The 17,398-nt window shown below is 68.1% G+C and carries 13 protein-coding genes; 12 read left to right on the top strand and 1 reads right to left on the bottom strand.

Features of this window, described 5'->3' with window-relative positions; translation table 11 throughout:
• Positions 1–52 precede the first annotated feature (52 nt).
• Complete coding sequence (locus tag ACZ7LT_RS22535) at positions 53–280, bottom strand: hypothetical protein (protein ID WP_471237846.1); 228 nt, start codon at positions 278–280, stop codon at positions 53–55.
• Between the two features lie 291 nt (positions 281–571).
• On the opposite strand from ACZ7LT_RS22535, the gene ACZ7LT_RS22530 reads away from it, so the two are divergent.
• The 12 genes from ACZ7LT_RS22530 (at position 572) to ACZ7LT_RS22475 (ending at position 17,375) form a co-directional block, all read left to right on the top strand.
• Positions 572–2,965, top strand: coding sequence for an ABC transporter family substrate-binding protein (locus tag ACZ7LT_RS22530; RefSeq protein WP_471237845.1), 2,394 nt, complete (start codon positions 572–574; stop codon positions 2,963–2,965).
• 321 nt (positions 2,966–3,286) lie between these two features.
• Positions 3,287–5,188 carry a translational GTPase TypA gene (gene typA, locus ACZ7LT_RS22525; protein WP_471237844.1) on the top strand — a complete coding sequence of 634 codons (1,902 nt, stop codon included), beginning with the start codon at positions 3,287–3,289 and terminating at the stop codon, positions 5,186–5,188.
• A 453-nt stretch (positions 5,189–5,641) separates the two neighbouring features.
• Complete coding sequence (locus ACZ7LT_RS22520; RefSeq protein WP_471237843.1) at positions 5,642–7,282, top strand: peptide ABC transporter substrate-binding protein; 1,641 nt, start codon at positions 5,642–5,644, stop codon at positions 7,280–7,282.
• Positions 7,283–7,455: 173 nt separating this feature from the next.
• Positions 7,456–8,388, top strand: coding sequence for an ABC transporter permease (locus ACZ7LT_RS22515; protein WP_471237909.1), 933 nt, complete (start codon positions 7,456–7,458; stop codon positions 8,386–8,388).
• Positions 8,381–9,334 carry an ABC transporter permease gene (locus tag ACZ7LT_RS22510; protein WP_471237842.1) on the top strand — a complete coding sequence of 318 codons (954 nt, stop codon included), beginning with the start codon at positions 8,381–8,383 and terminating at the stop codon, positions 9,332–9,334. The genes ACZ7LT_RS22515 and ACZ7LT_RS22510 overlap by 8 nt, the downstream gene beginning before the upstream one ends.
• 14 nt (positions 9,335–9,348) lie before the next feature.
• Positions 9,349–10,407, top strand: coding sequence for an ABC transporter ATP-binding protein (locus tag ACZ7LT_RS22505; protein WP_471237841.1), 1,059 nt, complete (start codon positions 9,349–9,351; stop codon positions 10,405–10,407).
• On the top strand, positions 10,400–11,548 hold the full coding sequence (locus ACZ7LT_RS22500; protein ID WP_471237840.1) for an ABC transporter ATP-binding protein: 1,149 nt from the start codon (positions 10,400–10,402) through the stop codon (positions 11,546–11,548). Before ACZ7LT_RS22505 ends, ACZ7LT_RS22500 begins: the two co-directional genes overlap by 8 nt.
• Positions 11,549–11,715: 167 nt before the next feature.
• Positions 11,716–13,344 carry a peptide ABC transporter substrate-binding protein gene (locus tag ACZ7LT_RS22495; protein ID WP_471237839.1) on the top strand — a complete coding sequence of 543 codons (1,629 nt, stop codon included), beginning with the start codon at positions 11,716–11,718 and terminating at the stop codon, positions 13,342–13,344.
• Between the two features lie 75 nt (positions 13,345–13,419).
• The gene (locus ACZ7LT_RS22490; protein ID WP_471237838.1) at positions 13,420–14,343 is read left to right on the top strand and encodes an ABC transporter permease; all 924 of its coding nucleotides are present in this window, start codon (positions 13,420–13,422) and stop codon (positions 14,341–14,343) included.
• Positions 14,336–15,319 carry an ABC transporter permease gene (locus ACZ7LT_RS22485; protein ID WP_471237837.1) on the top strand — a complete coding sequence of 328 codons (984 nt, stop codon included), beginning with the start codon at positions 14,336–14,338 and terminating at the stop codon, positions 15,317–15,319. The genes ACZ7LT_RS22490 and ACZ7LT_RS22485 overlap by 8 nt, the downstream gene beginning before the upstream one ends.
• Before the next feature lie 6 nt (positions 15,320–15,325).
• On the top strand, positions 15,326–16,300 hold the full coding sequence (locus ACZ7LT_RS22480) for an ABC transporter ATP-binding protein (RefSeq protein ID WP_471237836.1): 975 nt from the start codon (positions 15,326–15,328) through the stop codon (positions 16,298–16,300).
• Complete coding sequence (locus tag ACZ7LT_RS22475; protein ID WP_471237835.1) at positions 16,293–17,375, top strand: ABC transporter ATP-binding protein; 1,083 nt, start codon at positions 16,293–16,295, stop codon at positions 17,373–17,375. Before ACZ7LT_RS22480 ends, ACZ7LT_RS22475 begins: the two co-directional genes overlap by 8 nt.
• The last annotated feature ends 23 nt before the right edge of the window (positions 17,376–17,398 follow it).

Raw genomic sequence — 17,398 nt, 5'->3', positions numbered from 1 at the left:
GGGCGCGTACCGGTCACCGGGGGCGGATGCGACGGCGGGGCGTACGCCGGTGTCAGGGCGCGTGTCGGTCGCGTGCGCCGAGGCCCTCGTCGTCCGTGTCCGTCCACAGGGCGCTGTTGTACGGGGCGTCGGGGATGGTCACCAGGCCTTCGGGCCGGCCCCTCGGAGGCAGGGGCTGGGTGCCCTGCTCCGCGGCGATGCTGCGTTCCAGCTGTCCGACCGTGCGGACCAGATCTTCGAGGCTGCGCTTGACGGCCGCCAAATCGTCCTGCAGGGACATGAGTTGCCCTCACTTCCGCGATCGCGGGTGGCAAACACGCGCCTGAGAGTGTTGCGCGTCACATCGCCGTTGTGAAGTCGTGTGCGCGGATTCCACTCGTCTGGGGGCGCGCCTCCGCCTGTTTCCGGACGAAGCCGGTGACGGACGTCCGGCGGCCGTTGGGCCGCACGGGTGGGGTTTGCGGACCGTGTCGCCGTGTCGTCGTCACCGGGCCCATTTTTTCCTCTTCAGTGTATGGGCAATAGGTGTGATCATCTCTAAATTCACAAAACAGGACGAAGAGGTACAGCCATGTCCCAGGTCGGCGCCGCCCCTCGCGGGAGGACATGCTCCCGGAGCCCCCGCTCCCGCACACTCCGCTCCGTTGCCCTCCTCACCAGCGGGGTCCTCGCCGTCACCGTCCTCGCCGGCTGCAGCTCGGACGAGGACGACGGCGGCGGCGCCGCGGCCGCCCCCCAGGACCTCGCCCCGGCCGCCCGCGACCAGGTCGCCGACGGGGGCACGCTGAAGTGGGCCGTCGACACCGTGCCCGCCACGCTCAACACCTTCCAGGCCGACGCCGACGCCGCCACCTCCCGGATCGCCGGGGCCGTCCTGCCCGCGCTCTACACGCTGGACGCGCGCGGCCGCCCGCAGCTCAACCCCGACTACCTGGAGTCCGCGCAGATCGTCGAGCGCGAGCCGAAGCAGGTCGTCCTCTACAAGCTCCACCAGCAGGCCGTGTGGAGCGACGGACGGGAGATCGGCGCGCCGGACTTCGTCGCCCAGTGGCGGGCGCTGAGCGGCAAGGACACCGCGTACTGGACCGCGCGCAACGCCGGGTACGAGCGGATCGAGAAGATCGAGCGCGGCGCGAACAACCTGGAGGTCCGGGTCACCTTCGCCAAGCCGTACGCGGACTGGCAGTCCCTCTTCTCGCCGCTGTACCCCAAGGAGGTCATGGGGTCGCCGGCGACCTTCAACGACGGCGCGCGTACCCAGCTGAAATCGACCGCAGGACCGTTTCAGCTGAAGGGTCTCGACACCAAGGCGGGCACCGTCACCCTCGTCCGCAACCCGCGCTGGTGGGGGCAGCCCGCCAAGCTCGACACCCTCGTCCTGAAGTCCGTCCCGCGCGCCGACCGGGCCTCCGCGCTCGCCGCCGGCACGGTCGACCTGGCCGAGATCGACCGGGCGGCGGCCGAGCGGATCACGCTGGCGTCCAAGGAGACCCGCGGCGGCAAGGGCAAGACGCCCGCGCACGGCCCGGGCGCCGGCACGACCCCGTCGAGCGCGCTGAAGTCCTGGGCGCTGGCGTACGGCTCCGACGAGGAGGCCGCGGGGCTCGTACGGGCCGCCCGGCAGCGCAACCAGCAGGCCATCGCCCGCTATGCCACCGAACAGCGCTCGCTGCGCGACTACGTCGTGCGCAAGTCGCTGGAGCCCGCCTACACCCAGCTCTCCCTGAACGGCGAGTCCGGGCCGCTCGCCGACGAGCGGGTGCGCCGGGCGGTGGCCCGCGCGCTGGACCGCCAGGAGCTCGCCGAGACCGTACTGACCCCGCTGGGCCTGCCCGCGCAGCCGCCCGGCAGCCATCTGGCGCTCGCCGGGCAGGCCGCCTACGCCGACAACAGCAACGCGCTCGGCGGCCAGGACACCAAGGAGGCGCAGGCCCTCCTCGCCGACGCGGGCTGGACGAGGGGCGGCGCCGGGACGAAGGCGGGCAGCGAGGCCAGTCCGCAGCAGAAGGCCGATCCTGCCAACAAGACAGACAAGGCCGACCAGACCGACAAGAACAGCGCCAGAGACAAAGCGGCTGAGAAATCGAAGGAGGCGGACACCGCCTCCGACGAAGGGCTCTACATCGTCGGCGACGACAAGCCCGGCGGCTCCGAGCCGCGCATCGGCGGCGGCCAGGAGCCCGGGACCCACATCCTCGCGCCGGGCTTCGGCGCCGCGCTCCAGAGCATCGGCCTGCTGCGCCAGGCCCAGATCCTCGGAGCGGCCGCGGACGGCACGGTCGACACCCGGGCCGACGGCCGCCCCGAGGCCCAGGGAGCGGCCGACCGCGGGGTCGCCGGGGCGTACGCGCCGCGCGGCACCGCAGCCCCCGCCCCCGCCCCCGAGGCGGCCGGCCCGCTCGGGAAGAACGGGCAGCCCCTGACGCTCAAGTTCGTGCTGCCCTCGGGCGCCGGATCCGAGTCCCTGCGGGCGGTCGGCGACAAGATCGTGCGGATGCTCGACCGGGTCGGGATCCGTACGGAGATCGTCAAGGTCCCCGACGAGAACTTCTTCAAGGACTATGTCGCCGCGGGCGAGTACGACCTGGCCCTCTACTCCTGGCCCGCCTCGGCCTTCCCGGCGACCGACGCCCGGCCGATCTACGCCAAGCCGGAGCCGGCCTCCGACGGATCGCTGCTGGTGGAGCAGAACTACTCCCGGGTCGGCACCGACCGCATCGATCAGCTGTTCGACCAGGCGGTGGGGGAGCTGAACGAGAAGACGGCCCGTGCCCTGGTCCGTCAGGCCGACGCCCGTATCTGGGCAGCGGCCGGATCCATCCCGCTCTACCAGCGCCCCCAGCTGGTGGCCGCCCACCGCGGGATCCGGAACGCGGGAGCCTTCGGCTTCGCGGCTCCCCGCTACCAGGACATCGGCTGGAAGAAGGCGCCGTCCGCCGGTGGCCCGAAGAACATCAAGAAGTAACCGGAACGACAATCTCGCAGGTCAGAACCTCAAGACCAGCTCAATTCACTTGCCTGCCGGCCTCGCCGGCGGGCAGGATCGCTCTGCCCTCGACCCGGGCTGTTTTCCCCGCACCCCCAGTGCACCCCGCACCACTTTCCGGCCATATCCCGGCCCTCTTGGGCAGCCCCTGGATCGCACTCCTGATCGGGCCGGGAAGCCTCGCGCGTGAAGGCCCCGTACCATAGGAGGCAGCCGTGGCGCGTCCGCCCGGCGGGCGTACGAGGACCGAGACTCTCTGCGACGCCTGATCCCACGATCCGAGAGAAGCGCAAGCCACTCATGCCCACGCGCCACGACATCCGTAACGTCGCCATCGTCGCCCACGTCGACCACGGCAAGACGACCATCGTCGACGCCATGCTCAAGCAGGCGGGTGCCTTCGCCGCCCACCAGCAGCTCGACGACCGCATGATGGACTCGAACGACCTGGAGCGTGAGAAGGGCATCACGATCCTCGCCAAGAACACGGCGGTGAAGTACCACCCCAAGGACGGTGGGGCCCCGATCACGATCAACATCATCGACACCCCCGGCCACGCCGACTTCGGTGGTGAGGTCGAGCGCGGTCTGTCGATGGTCGACGCCGTCGTTCTGCTGGTGGACGCCTCCGAGGGTCCGCTGCCCCAGACCCGCTTCGTGCTCCGCAAGGCCCTCCAGGCCCGGATGCCGGTCATCCTCTGCATCAACAAGACCGACCGCCCGGACTCCCGGATCGACGAGGTCGTCAACGAGACCTACGACCTCTTCCTGGACCTGGACGCCGACGAGGACCAGATCGAGTTCCCGATCGTCTACGCCTGCGGCCGTGACGGCATCGCCTCGCTGACCAAGCCGGAGGACGGCACCGTCCCCGCCGACAGCGAGAACCTGGAGCCGTTCTTCTCCACGATCCTCGAGCACGTCCCGGCCCCGACGTACGAGGAGGACGCGCCGCTCCAGGCCCACGTCACCAACCTCGACGCTGACAACTTCCTCGGTCGTATCGCGCTGCTCCGTGTCGAGCAGGGCGAGCTCCGCAAGGGCCAGACGGTCGCGTGGATCAAGCGGGACGGCTCGATCTCCAACGTCCGCATCACCGAGCTGATGATGACCGAGGCGCTCACCCGCAAGCCGGCCGAGGTGGCGGGCCCCGGTGACATCTGCGCCGTCGCCGGTATCCCGGAGATCATGATCGGCGAGACCCTGGCCGACCCGGAGAACCCGATCGCGCTGCCGCTGATCACGGTGGACGAGCCGGCCATCTCGATGGTCATCGGTACGAACACCTCCCCGCTGGTCGGCCGTGGCGGCACCGGCAAGGGCGCCGAGGCCAAGGCCGCGGTCAAGGACCGCAAGGTGACCGCCCGCCAGGTCAAGGACCGCCTCGACCGCGAGCTGATCGGTAACGTCTCGCTGCGCGTGCTGGACACCGAGCGCCCGGACGCCTGGGAGGTGCAGGGCCGCGGTGAGCTGGCGCTGGCCATCCTGGTCGAGCAGATGCGCCGCGAGGGCTTCGAGCTGACCATCGGCAAGCCGCAGGTCGTCACCAAGGACGTCGACGGCAAGGTCCACGAGCCCGTCGAGCGCATGACGATCGACGTGCCCGAGGAGCACATGGGCGCCGTCACCCAGCTCATGGGTGTCCGCAAGGGCCGGATGGACAACATGTCCAACCACGGCTCCGGCTGGGTCCGCATGGAGTTCGTCGTTCCGTCCCGTGGCCTGATCGGCTTCCGTACGGAGTTCCTGACCCAGACCCGCGGCACCGGTATCGCCCACTCCATCCACGAGGGCCACGAGCCGTGGTTCGGCACCCTGCAGACCCGTAACAACGGTTCGCTGGTCGCCGACCGCGCCGGCTCGGTCACCGCGTTCGCGATGACCAACCTCCAGGAGCGCGGTGTGCTGTTCACCGACCCCGGCACCGAGGTGTACGAGGGCATGATCGTCGGCGAGAACTCCCGCGCCGACGACATGGACGTGAACATCACCAAGGAGAAGAAGCTCACCAACATGCGGTCCTCGTCGGCCGACTCCTTCGAGGCGATCGTCCCGCCGCGCAAGCTCTCCCTGGAGCAGTCCCTGGAGTTCTGCCGCGACGACGAGTGCGTCGAGGTGACCCCGGAGGCGGTCCGTATCCGCAAGGTCGTCCTCGACCAGAAGGAGCGCGGCCGCGCCGCCTCGCGCGCCAAGCACGGCTGACCCTCCCCCTGACCCGGCCTTTGGCCGGGCAGCAGCGCCACCACTGACACCGCGTCAGTAAGGCCCGGGCCCCCGCAGACACTGTGGGGGCCCGGGCCTTTCGTCAAATCGATATTCCCGGCCAACCCTCGCCCATGTGTCCGGTTATCGGGCGTCGCTCTCCGGAACGTGTGTTAACGGTCCGTTTCGGGGGTGTCTGTCTGTGCTCTGTTTGTCCGGATTTCGATCCTGCGTCCCTTGTCGATGTTGTCAAAACGAGACCCTTTAAGTGTGGTTTACCGCCCGGACGTACTTAATAGTTGGCTCCATTGAGCTCGGGTCAATGGGTCACGCGCTGTGGGGAGCGCCGACTCACGAGCACACTCAGGACACTTGAGCCATCGCCGTCAGGGGTGTCGGCGAACCTCGAAGTGTCCTTCTTGTAGTGACAAGTGGACTCATGAGGAGGAACCCATGCGCGGTGCCAAGAGCGCCAAGTGGGTAGCGGGCGCGATAGTCGTCGCCCTGGCAGCGACCGCCTGTGGCGGGGGCAACGGCAGTGGCAGCGACGCCAAGGGTGAAGTTGACCCGAACGGCATCTACTCGATCGAGGTGGGCGAGCCGGAGAAGCTCCTGCACCCGGCCGACACGATGGAGTCCAACGGCTCCATCGTCATGAGCGGTCTGTTCGCTCAGCTCGTGGACTACACGGCGGACGGCAAGCTCACCATGGTGAACGCCGAGTCGGTCGAGTCCAAGGACTCGAAGGTCTGGACCGTCAAGCTCAAGAAGGGCTGGACGTTCCACGACGGCACCCCGGTGACCGCCAAGTCCTACGTGGACGCGTGGAACTTCGCCGCCAACGTCGACAACAAGCAGGGCAACGCGTCCTGGTTCGGCGACATCCTCGGCGCGGAGAAGCTCCTGCCGGAGAAGGAGGGCGCCAAGCCCACCGCCGACAAGCTCGACGGCCTGAAGATCGTCGACGACTCGACCTTCACCATCACGCTGAAGAGCCCGGTCCCGTACTTCGCGTACAAGCTCGGCTACGAGGTCTTCTCGCCGCTGCCGGAGTCCTTCTACAAGGACCCCACCGCCGCGGGTAAGAAGCCGGTCGGCAACGGCCCGTACAAGTTCGAGTCCTGGGACCACAAGAAGCAGATCAAGATCGTCCGCTTCGACGACTACAAGGGCCCGAACAAGGCGAAGAACGGTGGTGTGATCTTCAAGAACTACACCACCCTCGAGGCCGCCTACGAGGACCTGAAGTCCGGCAACGTCGACGTGCTGCGCCAGATCGCGCCGAAGGACCTCCCGGTCTACCGCGCGGACCTCGGCGACCGCGCCGTGGACCAGGCGTACTCCTCGATCCAGACGCTGGCCATCGCGATGTACGCGGACCAGTGGAAGAAGCCCAAGAAGGTCGACCCGCGGGTCATCCAGGGCCTCTCGATGGCGATCGACCGCGCCACCATCACCAAGACGGTTCTCCAGGGCACCCGTGAGCCCGCGACCGGCTGGGTCGCCAAGGGCGTCCTCGGCCACCAGGAGAACGCGGCCGGCGACGTCACCAAGTTCGACCCCGCCAAGGCCAAGGAGCTCATCAAGGCCGGCGGTGGCGTCCCGAACAACGCCATCTCCATCCAGTTCAACGCCGACGGCGGCCACAAGGAGTGGGTCGACGCGGTCTGCAACAGCATCACCCAGGCCACCGGCGTCAAGTGCGTCGGCGACGGCAAGGCCGACTTCCAGGCCGACCTCCAGGCCCGTAAGTCCAAGCAGGTCAAGTCGATCTACCGGTCCGGCTGGGTGCTGGACTACCCGGTCAACTCCAACTTCCTCCGTGACCTGTTCCAGACGGGTGCTTCCGGCAACCAGGGTGACTTCAGCGACCCGGCCGTCGACGCCAAGATCAAGGCGGCGGACAGCGCGAAGACCCTCGACGAGTCGGTCAAGGCCTACCAGGCGCTGGAGAAGGAGCTGGTCAACTTCATGCCCTCCATCCCGCTCTGGTACTACAAGGTCAACGCGGGCTACTCCGAGAAGGTCACCGGCGTGACCTACGCGCAGGACGGCGACCCGAACATCGAAGACGTTCAGGTCCTGAAGAAGTAATCATCCAAGCGTAGTCCGCACGCCACCACGGGGGTTGACGATCCGTCAGCCCCCGTGGCAGGCACCTTACGCAGCGGTCGGGGGGCCCTTCCACGACATTCGCGCGCCCACCGGGTCGCGGGTGCCGCGGGAGGGCCTGTCCGGCTGCGGCTGTCACATCTCACGGAGGCATGATGGGGCGCTATGTCGTACGACGACTGCTCCAGATGATCCCGGTCTTCATCGGGACGACCCTGCTGATCTTTCTGATGGTCTACAGCCTGCCCGGCGACCCCGTGGCGGGGTTGTTCGGCGACAAGGCCGCCAACCCGGCGACCGTGGCGAAGATCAGACATGACCTGGGTCTGGATCTGCCGATCCTTCAGCAGTACTGGAACTACATGACAGGCATCGTCCTGCACTTCGACTTCGGCAACCAGATCGCCAGCGGGCGTCCGGTGACCGACGTCCTGGGCGACGCCTTCCCGGTGACTCTTCAGCTCGCCGCCCTGGCGTTCGTGTTCGAGCTGATCTTCGGCATCGGCCTCGGTGTGATCGCCGGTCTGCGCGCGGGCCGCCTGGCCGACAACGCCGTCCTGATCTTCACCCTGCTGATCATCTCGGTGCCGGTCTTCGTGCTCGGCTTCATCATCAAGATGGTCTTCGCCTTCGAGCTCGGCTGGATCGCCCCGAACGTCAGCAACGACCAGCTGCTGTCGGAGATGATCGCCCCGGCCGTGGTGCTCGGTGGTCTCTCGCTCGCGTACGTCGCGCGCCTCACCCGCACCTCCATGGCCGAGAACCTGCGCGCCGACTACATGCGCACCGCCGTCGCCAAGGGCCTGCCCCGGCGCCGGGTCATCGGTGTCCACCTGATGCGCAACTCGATGATCCCCGTCGTCACCTTCCTCGGCACCGACATCGGCGCCCTCATGGGCGGCGCGGTCGTCACCGAAGGCATCTTCAACGTCAAGGGTGTCGGCGGCATCATCTACGAGTCGATCATCCGTCGTGAGGGGACCACGCTCGTCGGTCTCGTCACCATCCTGGTGCTCGTCTACCTCGTCACCAGCCTGCTCATCGACCTGCTGTACGCGGTCCTGGACCCGAGGATCCGTTATGCCTGACGTGACCAAGACCGTCGCCGCAGTCGAGGACGCCGTCGCACCTCCGTCCGCCGCGCAGCCGGCTCCGGCGAAGAACAAGGACGAGGCCCGCAGCCTCTGGGGCGACGCCTGGCAGGACCTGCGCCGGAACCCGTACTTCGTGGTCTCCTCGGTGCTGATCCTGATCCTGCTGGTCATCACCGCCTTCCCGGGCCTGTTCACCAGCGCCTCGCCCACCGTCGGCGACCTGGTGCACCACTTCAACGGCAAGCCCGAGCTCGGCAAGGTCGGCTCGGAGGGCTGGCTCGGCTACGACGGCCAGGGCCGCAGCGTCTACGCCCGACTGATCTATGGCACCCGTGCCTCGGTCATTGTCGGCATCTGCGTCACCCTGATCGTCACCGTGATCGGCTCGATCATGGGCATGATCGCCGGCTACTTCGGCGGCATCATCGACGCCGTGCTGTCCCGGATCACCGACATCTTCTTCGGTATCCCCTTCCTGCTCGGCGCCATGGTCGTCCTGCAGTCCTTCACCGAGCGCACGGTCTGGGTGGTCGTCTTCGCCCTCGCCTTCCTCGGCTGGACCCAGATCACCCGCGTCATGCGCGGTGCGGTCATCACCATCAAGCAGGCCGACTACGTCCACGCCGCCAAGGCGCTCGGCGCCGGCACCGGCCGCATCCTGATGCGCCACATCCTGCCGAACGCCATGGCGCCGGTGATCGTCGTGGCGACCATCGCGCTGGGCGGCTACATCTCGGCCGAGGCGACCCTGTCGTACCTCGGTCTGGGCCTCTCGGCCCCCACCATCTCGTGGGGCGTCGACATCTCGGCCGGCGTCAACCAGATCCGAGTGGCGCAGCACATCCTGCTGTACCCCTCGATCATGCTGAGCCTCACCGTTCTGGCGTTCATCATGCTCGGCGAAGCCGTCCGCAACGCCCTCGACCCCAAGCTGCGCTGAGGAGGGCGTAACTCGTGACTACTATCGACAAAACCGCGACCGTCCCCTCGCCGCGCGACGGCGACACGCACGATGGTCCGCTGCTCGAAGTCCGTGACCTGCACGTGGAGTTCCACACCCGCGACGGTGTGGCCAAGGCGGTCAACGGCGTCAACTACTCCGTGAACGCGGGCGAGACGCTCGCCGTGCTCGGTGAGTCCGGCTCCGGAAAGTCCGTCACCGCCCAGGCCATCATGGGCATCCTCGACATGCCGCCCGGCAAGATCCCGCAGGGCGAGATCTTCTTCCGCGGCGAGGACATGCTCAAGATGTCCTACGAGGAGCGGCGCAAGATCCGCGGCCGGAAGATCGCGATGATCTTCCAGGACGCGCTGTCCTCCCTCAACCCGGTGCTCACCGTCGGCTACCAGCTCGGCGAGATGTTCCGGGTCCACCACGGCCTGTCCAAGAAGGACGCCAAGGCCAAGGCCATCGAGCTGATGGACAAGGTCAAGATCCCGGCCGCCGCGGCCCGGGTCTCCGACTATCCGCACCAGTTCTCCGGCGGTATGCGCCAGCGCATCATGATCGCGATGGCGCTGGCCCTGGAGCCGGACCTGATCATCGCGGACGAGCCGACCACCGCGCTCGACGTGACCGTCCAGGCCCAGGTCATGGACCTGCTCGCGGAGCTTCAGCGCGAGTACAACATGGGTCTGATCCTGATCACCCACGACCTCGGTGTCGTCGCCGACGTCGCGGACAAGATCGCGGTCATGTACGCCGGCCGGATCGTCGAGCAGGCGCCGGTGCACGAGCTGTACAAGCGCCCGGCCCACCCGTACACCCGGGGTCTGCTCGACTCGATCCCGCGCCTGGACCAGAAGGGCCAGGAGCTGTACGCGATCAAGGGCCTGCCGCCCAACCTGCTGCGCGTGCCGACCGGTTGCGCCTTCAACCCGCGCTGCCCCAAGGCGGACGACATCTGCCGTACGGAGATTCCGGCGCTCGCTCCGGTGGCGGAGCAGGACGGCACGGAGCTGCCCGGCCGCGGCAGCGCGTGCCACTTCTGGAAGGAGACGATCCATGGCTGACCTCGGAAAGAAGGACGAGGCCGTGGACGCGACCCCGAACGTCACCGAAGTGGAGACGGTCGAGGCTGTCACCGAGGCGGAGGCCGTGGCCGCCATCGAGGCGCCGGTCGGGCGGGGCGAGCCGATCCTGCAGGTGCGCAACCTGGTCAAGCACTTCCCGCTGACCCAGGGCATCCTCTTCAAGAAGCAGATCGGCGCGGTCAAGGCCGTGGACGGGGTCTCCTTCGACCTCTACCAGGGCGAGACCCTCGGCATCGTCGGCGAGTCCGGCTGTGGCAAGTCCACGGTCGCCAAGCTGCTGATGAACCTGGAGCGGGCCACCGCCGGCGAGGTCTTCTACAAGGGTCAGGACATCACCAAGCTGTCCGGCCGCGCGCTGAAGGCCGTCCGCCGCAACATCCAGATGGTGTTCCAGGACCCGTACACCTCGCTGAACCCGCGGATGACGGTCGGCGACATCATCGGCGAGCCCTTCGACATCCACCCCGAGGTGGCCCCGAAGGGTGACCGGCGCCGCAAGGTGCAGGAGCTGCTGGACGTCGTCGGCCTCAACCCGGAGTACATCAACCGGTACCCGCACCAGTTCTCCGGCGGCCAGCGCCAGCGCATCGGCATCGCCCGCGGTCTGGCGCTCAACCCCGAGATCATCATCTGCGACGAGCCGGTCTCGGCCCTGGACGTCTCCGTCCAGGCGCAGGTCGTCAACCTGATGGAGAAGCTCCAGGACGAGTTCAACCTCTCCTACCTCTTCATCGCCCACGACCTGTCGATCGTCCGGCACATCTCGGACCGGGTCGGCGTGATGTACCTCGGCAAGATGGCCGAGATCGGTACGGACGTGCAGATCTACGACCACCCGACGCACCCCTACACCCAGGCGCTGCTGTCGGCGGTCCCGGTCCCCGACCCGGACGCGCGTGCCAACCGCGAGCGGATCATCCTCACCGGAGACGTCCCCTCGCCGGCCAACCCGCCGTCCGGCTGCCGCTTCCGCACCCGCTGCTGGAAGGCCCAGGAGAAGTGCTCCACCGAGATGCCGCTGCTGGCGATCCCGGAGCGCTTCCAGGGCCAGGACAGCCCGGCGGCGCACGAGTCGGCGTGCCACTTCGCCGAGGAGAAGGACGTGGTCCACGCGTCCTGACGCGCGGTACGCAGGCGGTACGAGAAGGGGGAGGCGCCCGGACCATTTCGGTCCGGGCGCCTCCCCCCCCTTTTTTTTGCGCCGAACGGCCGATCACAACATGCGTTCCGTCCGGTTTCGAGGTGATATGGGCCAATGCAAGATCCAGAAACCTCGGGAGGCACTCCATGCGCGGAGCCACGCACGCCAAGTGGGCCGCATGTGCCGCTGCCGTCGCCCTCGCGGCGACAGCCTGCGGCGGCGGAACCGACACCGGCGGCGGTGGTGCCGACGGGATCGTCTCCTCCTCCTGGGGAGACCCGCAGAACCCGCTCGAACCGGCGAACACCAACGAGGTCCAGGGCGGCAAGGTCCTCGACATGATCTTCCGCGGGCTCAAGCGGTACGACCCCAAGACCGGCGAGGCCAAGGACATGCTCGCCGAGAAGATCGAGACGACCGACGCGACCAACTTCACCATCACCATCAAGGACGGCTGGACCTTCTCCAACGGCGAGAAGATCACCGCGAAGTCCTTCGTCGACGCCTGGAACTACGGGGCCAACCTCAGGAACAACCAGCGCAACGCCTTCTTCTTCGGCCAGATCGAGGGCTACGACCAGGTCCACCCCGCCGCCGGCCAGCCCAAGGCCGACACCATGTCCGGCCTCAAGGTCGTCGACGACCGGACCTTCACGGTCAAGCTCACCCAGAAGTTCTCCACCTGGCCCGAGACCCTCGGCTACGCGGCCTTCTCCCCGCTGCCCCGGGCGTTCTTCGACAACCACGACGCCTGGATCGCCAAGCCCGTCGGCAACGGCCCGTACACCGTCGACTCGTACACCAAGGGCTCCCAGATGGCTCTCAAGCGCTGGGACGCCTATCCGGGTGAGGACAAGGCCCAGAACGGCGGGGTCACCCTCAAGGTCTACACCGACAACAACACCGCCTACACCGACCTGACCGCCGGCAACCTCGACCTCGTCGACGACGTGCCCGCCTCCCAGCTGCGCAACGTCCAGGCCGACCTCGGCGACCGGTACATCAACACCCCCGCCGGCATCATCCAGACCCTCGCCATCCCGTACTACGACAAGGCCTGGAACACGCCGAACGGCGCCAAGCTCCGCACCGGCATCTCCATGGCGATCAACCGCCAGCAGATCACCGACACAATCTTCCAGAAGACCCGCACCCCGGCCAAGGACTGGACCTCGCCCGTCCTCGGGGCCGACGGCGGCTACAAGGACACGCTCTGCGGCGACGCCTGCTCCTACAACCCCACCGAGGCCAAGCGGCTGGTCGCCGAGGGCGGCGGTATCCCCGGCGGCACGATGAGGATCTCGTACAACGCCGACACCGGCTCCCACAAGGAGTGGGTGGACGCCGTCTGCAACTCCATCAACCGGGCGCTCGGCAACGACCGGGCCTGCGTCGGCAACCCGATCGGCACCTTCGCGGACTACCGCAACCAGATCACCCAGCTGAAGATGTCAGGCCCCTTCCGGGCCGGCTGGCAGATGGACTACCCGCTCATCCAGAACTTCCTCCAGCCGCTGTACTACACCAACGCCTCGTCCAACGACGGCAAATGGACCAACGCCGAATTCGACAAGCTTGTCGACCAGGCCAACGCCGAGACCGACACGAAGAAGGCCGTCGAACTCTTCCAGCGGGCCGAGGAGGTCCTGCGGGACGACATGGGCGCCATCCCGCTCTGGTACCAGAACGGCAGCGCCGGCTACTCGGACCGGGTCTCCAACGTCACGCTGAACCCCTTCAGCGTCCCCGTCTACCACGAGATCAAGGTCAACTGACGCGGGACGGCGTACGGCCCGGCGTTCCTCAGACGCCGGGCCGTCCCGTTTCCCCCACGACCCCCGGAGCCCTTCATGGGACGTTATGTGATCCGGCGGCTGCTGCAGATGATTCCGGTCTTCTTCGGCGCCACGCTGCTGATCTTCCTGATGGTGAACGTGATGGGCGACCCCATCGCGGGCCTCTGCGGCGACCGCGAGTGCGACCCGGCCACCGCCGCGCAGCTACGCCGGGAGTTCGGCCTCGACAAGCCCGTATGGCAGCAATACCTGACCTACATGGGCAACGTCTTCACCGGCGACTTCGGCACCGCCTTCAACGGCCAGGAAGTCACCGAGCTGATGGCGACCGCCTTCCCCGTCACCATCCGCCTCACCATCGTCGCGATCATCTTCGAGATCGTCATCGGCATCACCCTCGGCGTCCTCACCGGTCTGCGCCGCGGCCGCCCCATCGACACCGGCGTGCTGCTGCTGACCCTCGTCGTCATCTCCGTGCCGACGTTCGTCACCGGCCTCCTGCTCCAGCTGCTGCTCGGCGTGGAATGGGGCTGGATCAAACCGGCCGTCTCACCCGAGGCCACCTTCGGCGAACTCATCGTTCCCGGCCTCGTCCTCGCCTCCGTCTCCCTCGCGTACGTCACCCGTCTCACCCGCACCTCCATCGCCGAGAACCGGCGCGCCGACTACGTCCGCACCGCCATCGCCAAGGGTCTGCCGCGCCGCCGCGTGATCAGCCGCCACCTGCTGCGCAACTCGCTCATCCCCGTGGTCACCTTCATCGGCACCGACATCGGCGCCCTGATGGGCGGGGCCATCGTCACCGAGCGGATCTTCAACATCCACGGCGTCGGCTACCAGCTCTACCAGGGCATCGTGCGCCAGAACACCCAGACCGTCGTCGGCTTCGTGACCGTGCTCGTGCTGGTGTTCCTCGTCGCCAACCTGATCGTCGACCTGCTGTACGCCGTCCTTGACCCGAGGATCCGCTATGCCTGAGCCGCAGTACGACGACGACCGTCAGGCCATGGCCCCCACCGGAGCCGGAGGAGCGATGGACCTCGCGATGAGCGAGGGCGAGACCCTCGAACGGACCCCCGGCGGTCCCGACGGCACCGGGCCCTCCGGCAAGCCACGGAGCCTCTGGTCGGACGCCTGGCGCGACCTGCGCCGCAACCCCGTCTTCCTCATCTCCGGCGTCGTCATCCTCTTCCTGGTCTTCGTCTCCCTGTGGCCCTCGGCGCTCACCTCCGGCAACCCCCTCGACTGCGACCTCGCCAAGGCCCAGCAGGGCTCCCAGCCCGGCCATCCCTTCGGCTTCGACGGCCAGGGCTGCGACGTCTACACCCGTACGGTCTACGGCGCCCGGACCTCCGTCACCGTCGGCGTCCTCGCCACCCTCGGCGTCGCCGTCCTCGGCAGCGTGCTGGGTGGACTCGCCGGATTCTTCGGCGGCGGCTGGGACGCCGTCCTGTCCCGGATCACCGACATGTTCTTCGCCATCCCGGTCGTCCTCGGCGGTCTTGTCCTGCTCTCCGTCGTCACCAGCAGCACCGTCTGGCCCGTCATCGGCTTCATGGTGCTCCTCGGCTGGCCGCAGATCTCCCGGATCGCCCGCGGCTCGGTCATCACCGCCAAACAGAACGACTACGTGCAGGCCGCGCGGGCCCTCGGCGCCTCGAACTCACGGATGCTGCTGCGCCACATCACCCCCAACGCCATCGCGCCGGTGATCGTCGTGGCGACCATCGCGCTCGGTACGTACATCGCCCTGGAGGCGACCCTGTCGTACCTCGGCGTCGGGCTGAAGCCGCCAACCGTCTCCTGGGGCATCGACATCTCAGCCGCCTCCCAGTACATCCGCAACGCCCCGCACATGCTGCTCTGGCCGGCCGGCGCGCTGGCGATCACCGTGCTCGCGTTCATCATGCTCGGCGACGCGGTACGCGACGCCCTTGACCCCAAGCTCAGGTAGGCGCCCATGCTGCTCGACGTACGCGACCTGGAGGTCGAGTTCCACACCCGCGACGGCATCGCCAAGGCGGTCAACGGCGTCAACTACAGCGTCGAGGCGGGCGAGACCCTCGCCGTGCTCGGCGAGTCCGGCTCCGGGAAGTCCGTCACCGCCCAGGCCGTCATGGGCATCCTCGACATCCCGCCCGGCAGGATCACGGGCGGTCAGATCCTCTTCCAGGGGCAGGACCTGCTCACGCTCAAGGAGGAGGAGCGGCGCAAGATCCGCGGCGCGAAGATGGCGATGATCTTCCAGGACGCGCTGTCCTCCCTCAACCCCGTGCTGAGCGTGGGCGCGCAGCTGGGCGAGATGTTCGAGGTCCACCGGGGCCTGTCGCGCAAGGACGCCCGGACCAAGGCCGTCGAACTCATGGACCGGGTCCGCATCCCCGCCGCGAAGGACCGTGTCGGGGACTATCCGCACCAGTTCTCCGGGGGCATGCGCCAGCGCATCATGATCGCCATGGCGCTCGCCCTGGAGCCGGACCTGATCATCGCGGACGAGCCGACCACCGCGCTCGACGTGACCGTCCAGGCCCAGGTCATGGACCTGCTCGCGGAGCTCCAGCGCGAGCTGAACATGGGCCTGATCCTGATCACCCACGACCTCGGCGTCGTCGCCGACGTCGCCGACAAGATCGCGGTCATGTACGCCGGCCGGATCGTCGAGAACGCCCCCGTCCACGATATCTACAAGGCACCGGCCCACCCCTACACCCGCGGCCTGCTCGACTCGATCCCGCGCCTGGACCAGAAGGGCCAGGAGCTGTACGCGATCAAGGGCCTGCCGCCCAACCTCATGAACATCCCGCCCGGCTGCGCCTTCAACCCGCGCTGCCCGCTCGCCCGGGACATGTGCCGGACCGACGTACCGCCGCTGTACGACGTGTCCGAGAGCCGGACCAGCGCATGCCACTTCTGGCAGGAGGCCCTGCATGGCTGAGGCGATCCTGGAGGTCCGCGACCTCGTCAAGCACTACCCCCTCACCCGGGGCATCCTCTTCAAGAAGCAGATCGGCTCCGTCAAGGCCGTCGACGGCGTCGACCTCGACCTGCTGGCCGGAGAGACCCTCGGCATCGTGGGCGAGTCCGGCTGCGGCAAGTCCACCCTGGCGAAGATGCTGGTCCACCTGGAGCGGCCGACGGCGGGCTCGATCCGCTACAAGGGCGAGGACGTCACCAAGCTCTCCGGCCGTGCCCTGAAGGCCGTGCGCCGCAACATCCAGATGGTGTTCCAGGACCCGTACACCTCCCTCAACCCCCGCATGACCGTCGGCGACATCATCGGCGAGCCGTACGAGATCCATCCCGAGGTCGCGCCCAAGGGCTCCCGCCGCCGGAAGGTCCAGGAGCTGCTGGACGTCGTCGGCCTCAACCCGGAGTACATCAACCGCTATCCACACCAGTTCTCCGGCGGCCAGCGCCAGCGCATCGGCATCGCACGGGGCCTCGCGCTCCAGCCGGAGATCATCGTCGCCGACGAGCCGGTGTCCGCCCTGGACGTCTCCGTCCAGGCCCAGGTCATCAACCTGATGGAGAAGCTCCAGGACGAGTTCAACCTGTCCTATGTCTTCATCGCCCACGACCTGTCGATCGTGCGGCACATCTCGGACCGGGTCGGCGTGATGTACCTGGGCCGGATCGTGGAGCTGGGCAAGGACGCCGAGATCTACGACCACCCCACGCACCCGTACACCCAGGCGCTGCTGTCGGCGGTCCCGGTCCCCGACCCGGAGGCGCGCGCCCACCGCGAACGCATCATCCTCACCGGCGACGTCCCCTCCCCGGCGCACATCCCCTCCGGCTGCCGCTTCCGCACCCGCTGCTGGAAGGCCCAGGAACGCTGCGCCCTGGAGGTCCCCCTGCTGGCGGTCCCGGCGCTCTTCCGCCTGACGGAGGGCCCGGCCAAGCACGACTCGGCCTGCCACTTCGCCGAGGAGAAACACGTGGTCCCCCACGAGGAGCCCCCGCCGCAGCCGTCCGCCTGGCCTCCCGAGCCGGGGCCCAAAGAGGTTTAACACGGTCGCAACTCCGCCGACCA

This window comes from Streptomyces sp. NPDC039465 (assembly GCF_055639315.1).
The sequence above is the reverse complement of the archived record's forward strand: the minus strand, read 5'-3'. Positions and strand labels throughout refer to the sequence as shown.

Bases quoted from the DNA above. Each gene is read 5' to 3' on its own strand.
- ACZ7LT_RS22500 (WP_471237840.1), top strand. From the start codon at position 10,400: ATGGCTGACCTCGGAAAGAAGGACGAGGCCGTGGACGCGACCCCGAAC.
- ACZ7LT_RS22490 (WP_471237838.1), top strand. From the start codon at position 13,420: ATGGGACGTTATGTGATCCGGCGGCTGCTGCAGATGATTCCGGTCTTC.
- ACZ7LT_RS22535 (WP_471237846.1), bottom strand. From the start codon at position 280: ATGTCCCTGCAGGACGATTTGGCGGCCGTCAAGCGCAGCCTCGAAGAT.
- ACZ7LT_RS22510 (WP_471237842.1), top strand. From the start codon at position 8,381: ATGCCTGACGTGACCAAGACCGTCGCCGCAGTCGAGGACGCCGTCGCA.
- ACZ7LT_RS22515 (WP_471237909.1), top strand. From the start codon at position 7,456: ATGGGGCGCTATGTCGTACGACGACTGCTCCAGATGATCCCGGTCTTC.
- typA (WP_471237844.1), top strand. From the start codon at position 3,287: ATGCCCACGCGCCACGACATCCGTAACGTCGCCATCGTCGCCCACGTC.
- ACZ7LT_RS22480 (WP_471237836.1), top strand. From the start codon at position 15,326: ATGCTGCTCGACGTACGCGACCTGGAGGTCGAGTTCCACACCCGCGAC.
- ACZ7LT_RS22495 (WP_471237839.1), top strand. From the start codon at position 11,716: ATGCGCGGAGCCACGCACGCCAAGTGGGCCGCATGTGCCGCTGCCGTC.
- ACZ7LT_RS22485 (WP_471237837.1), top strand. From the start codon at position 14,336: ATGCCTGAGCCGCAGTACGACGACGACCGTCAGGCCATGGCCCCCACC.
- ACZ7LT_RS22520 (WP_471237843.1), top strand. From the start codon at position 5,642: ATGCGCGGTGCCAAGAGCGCCAAGTGGGTAGCGGGCGCGATAGTCGTC.
- ACZ7LT_RS22475 (WP_471237835.1), top strand. From the start codon at position 16,293: ATGGCTGAGGCGATCCTGGAGGTCCGCGACCTCGTCAAGCACTACCCC.
- ACZ7LT_RS22530 (WP_471237845.1), top strand. From the start codon at position 572: ATGTCCCAGGTCGGCGCCGCCCCTCGCGGGAGGACATGCTCCCGGAGC.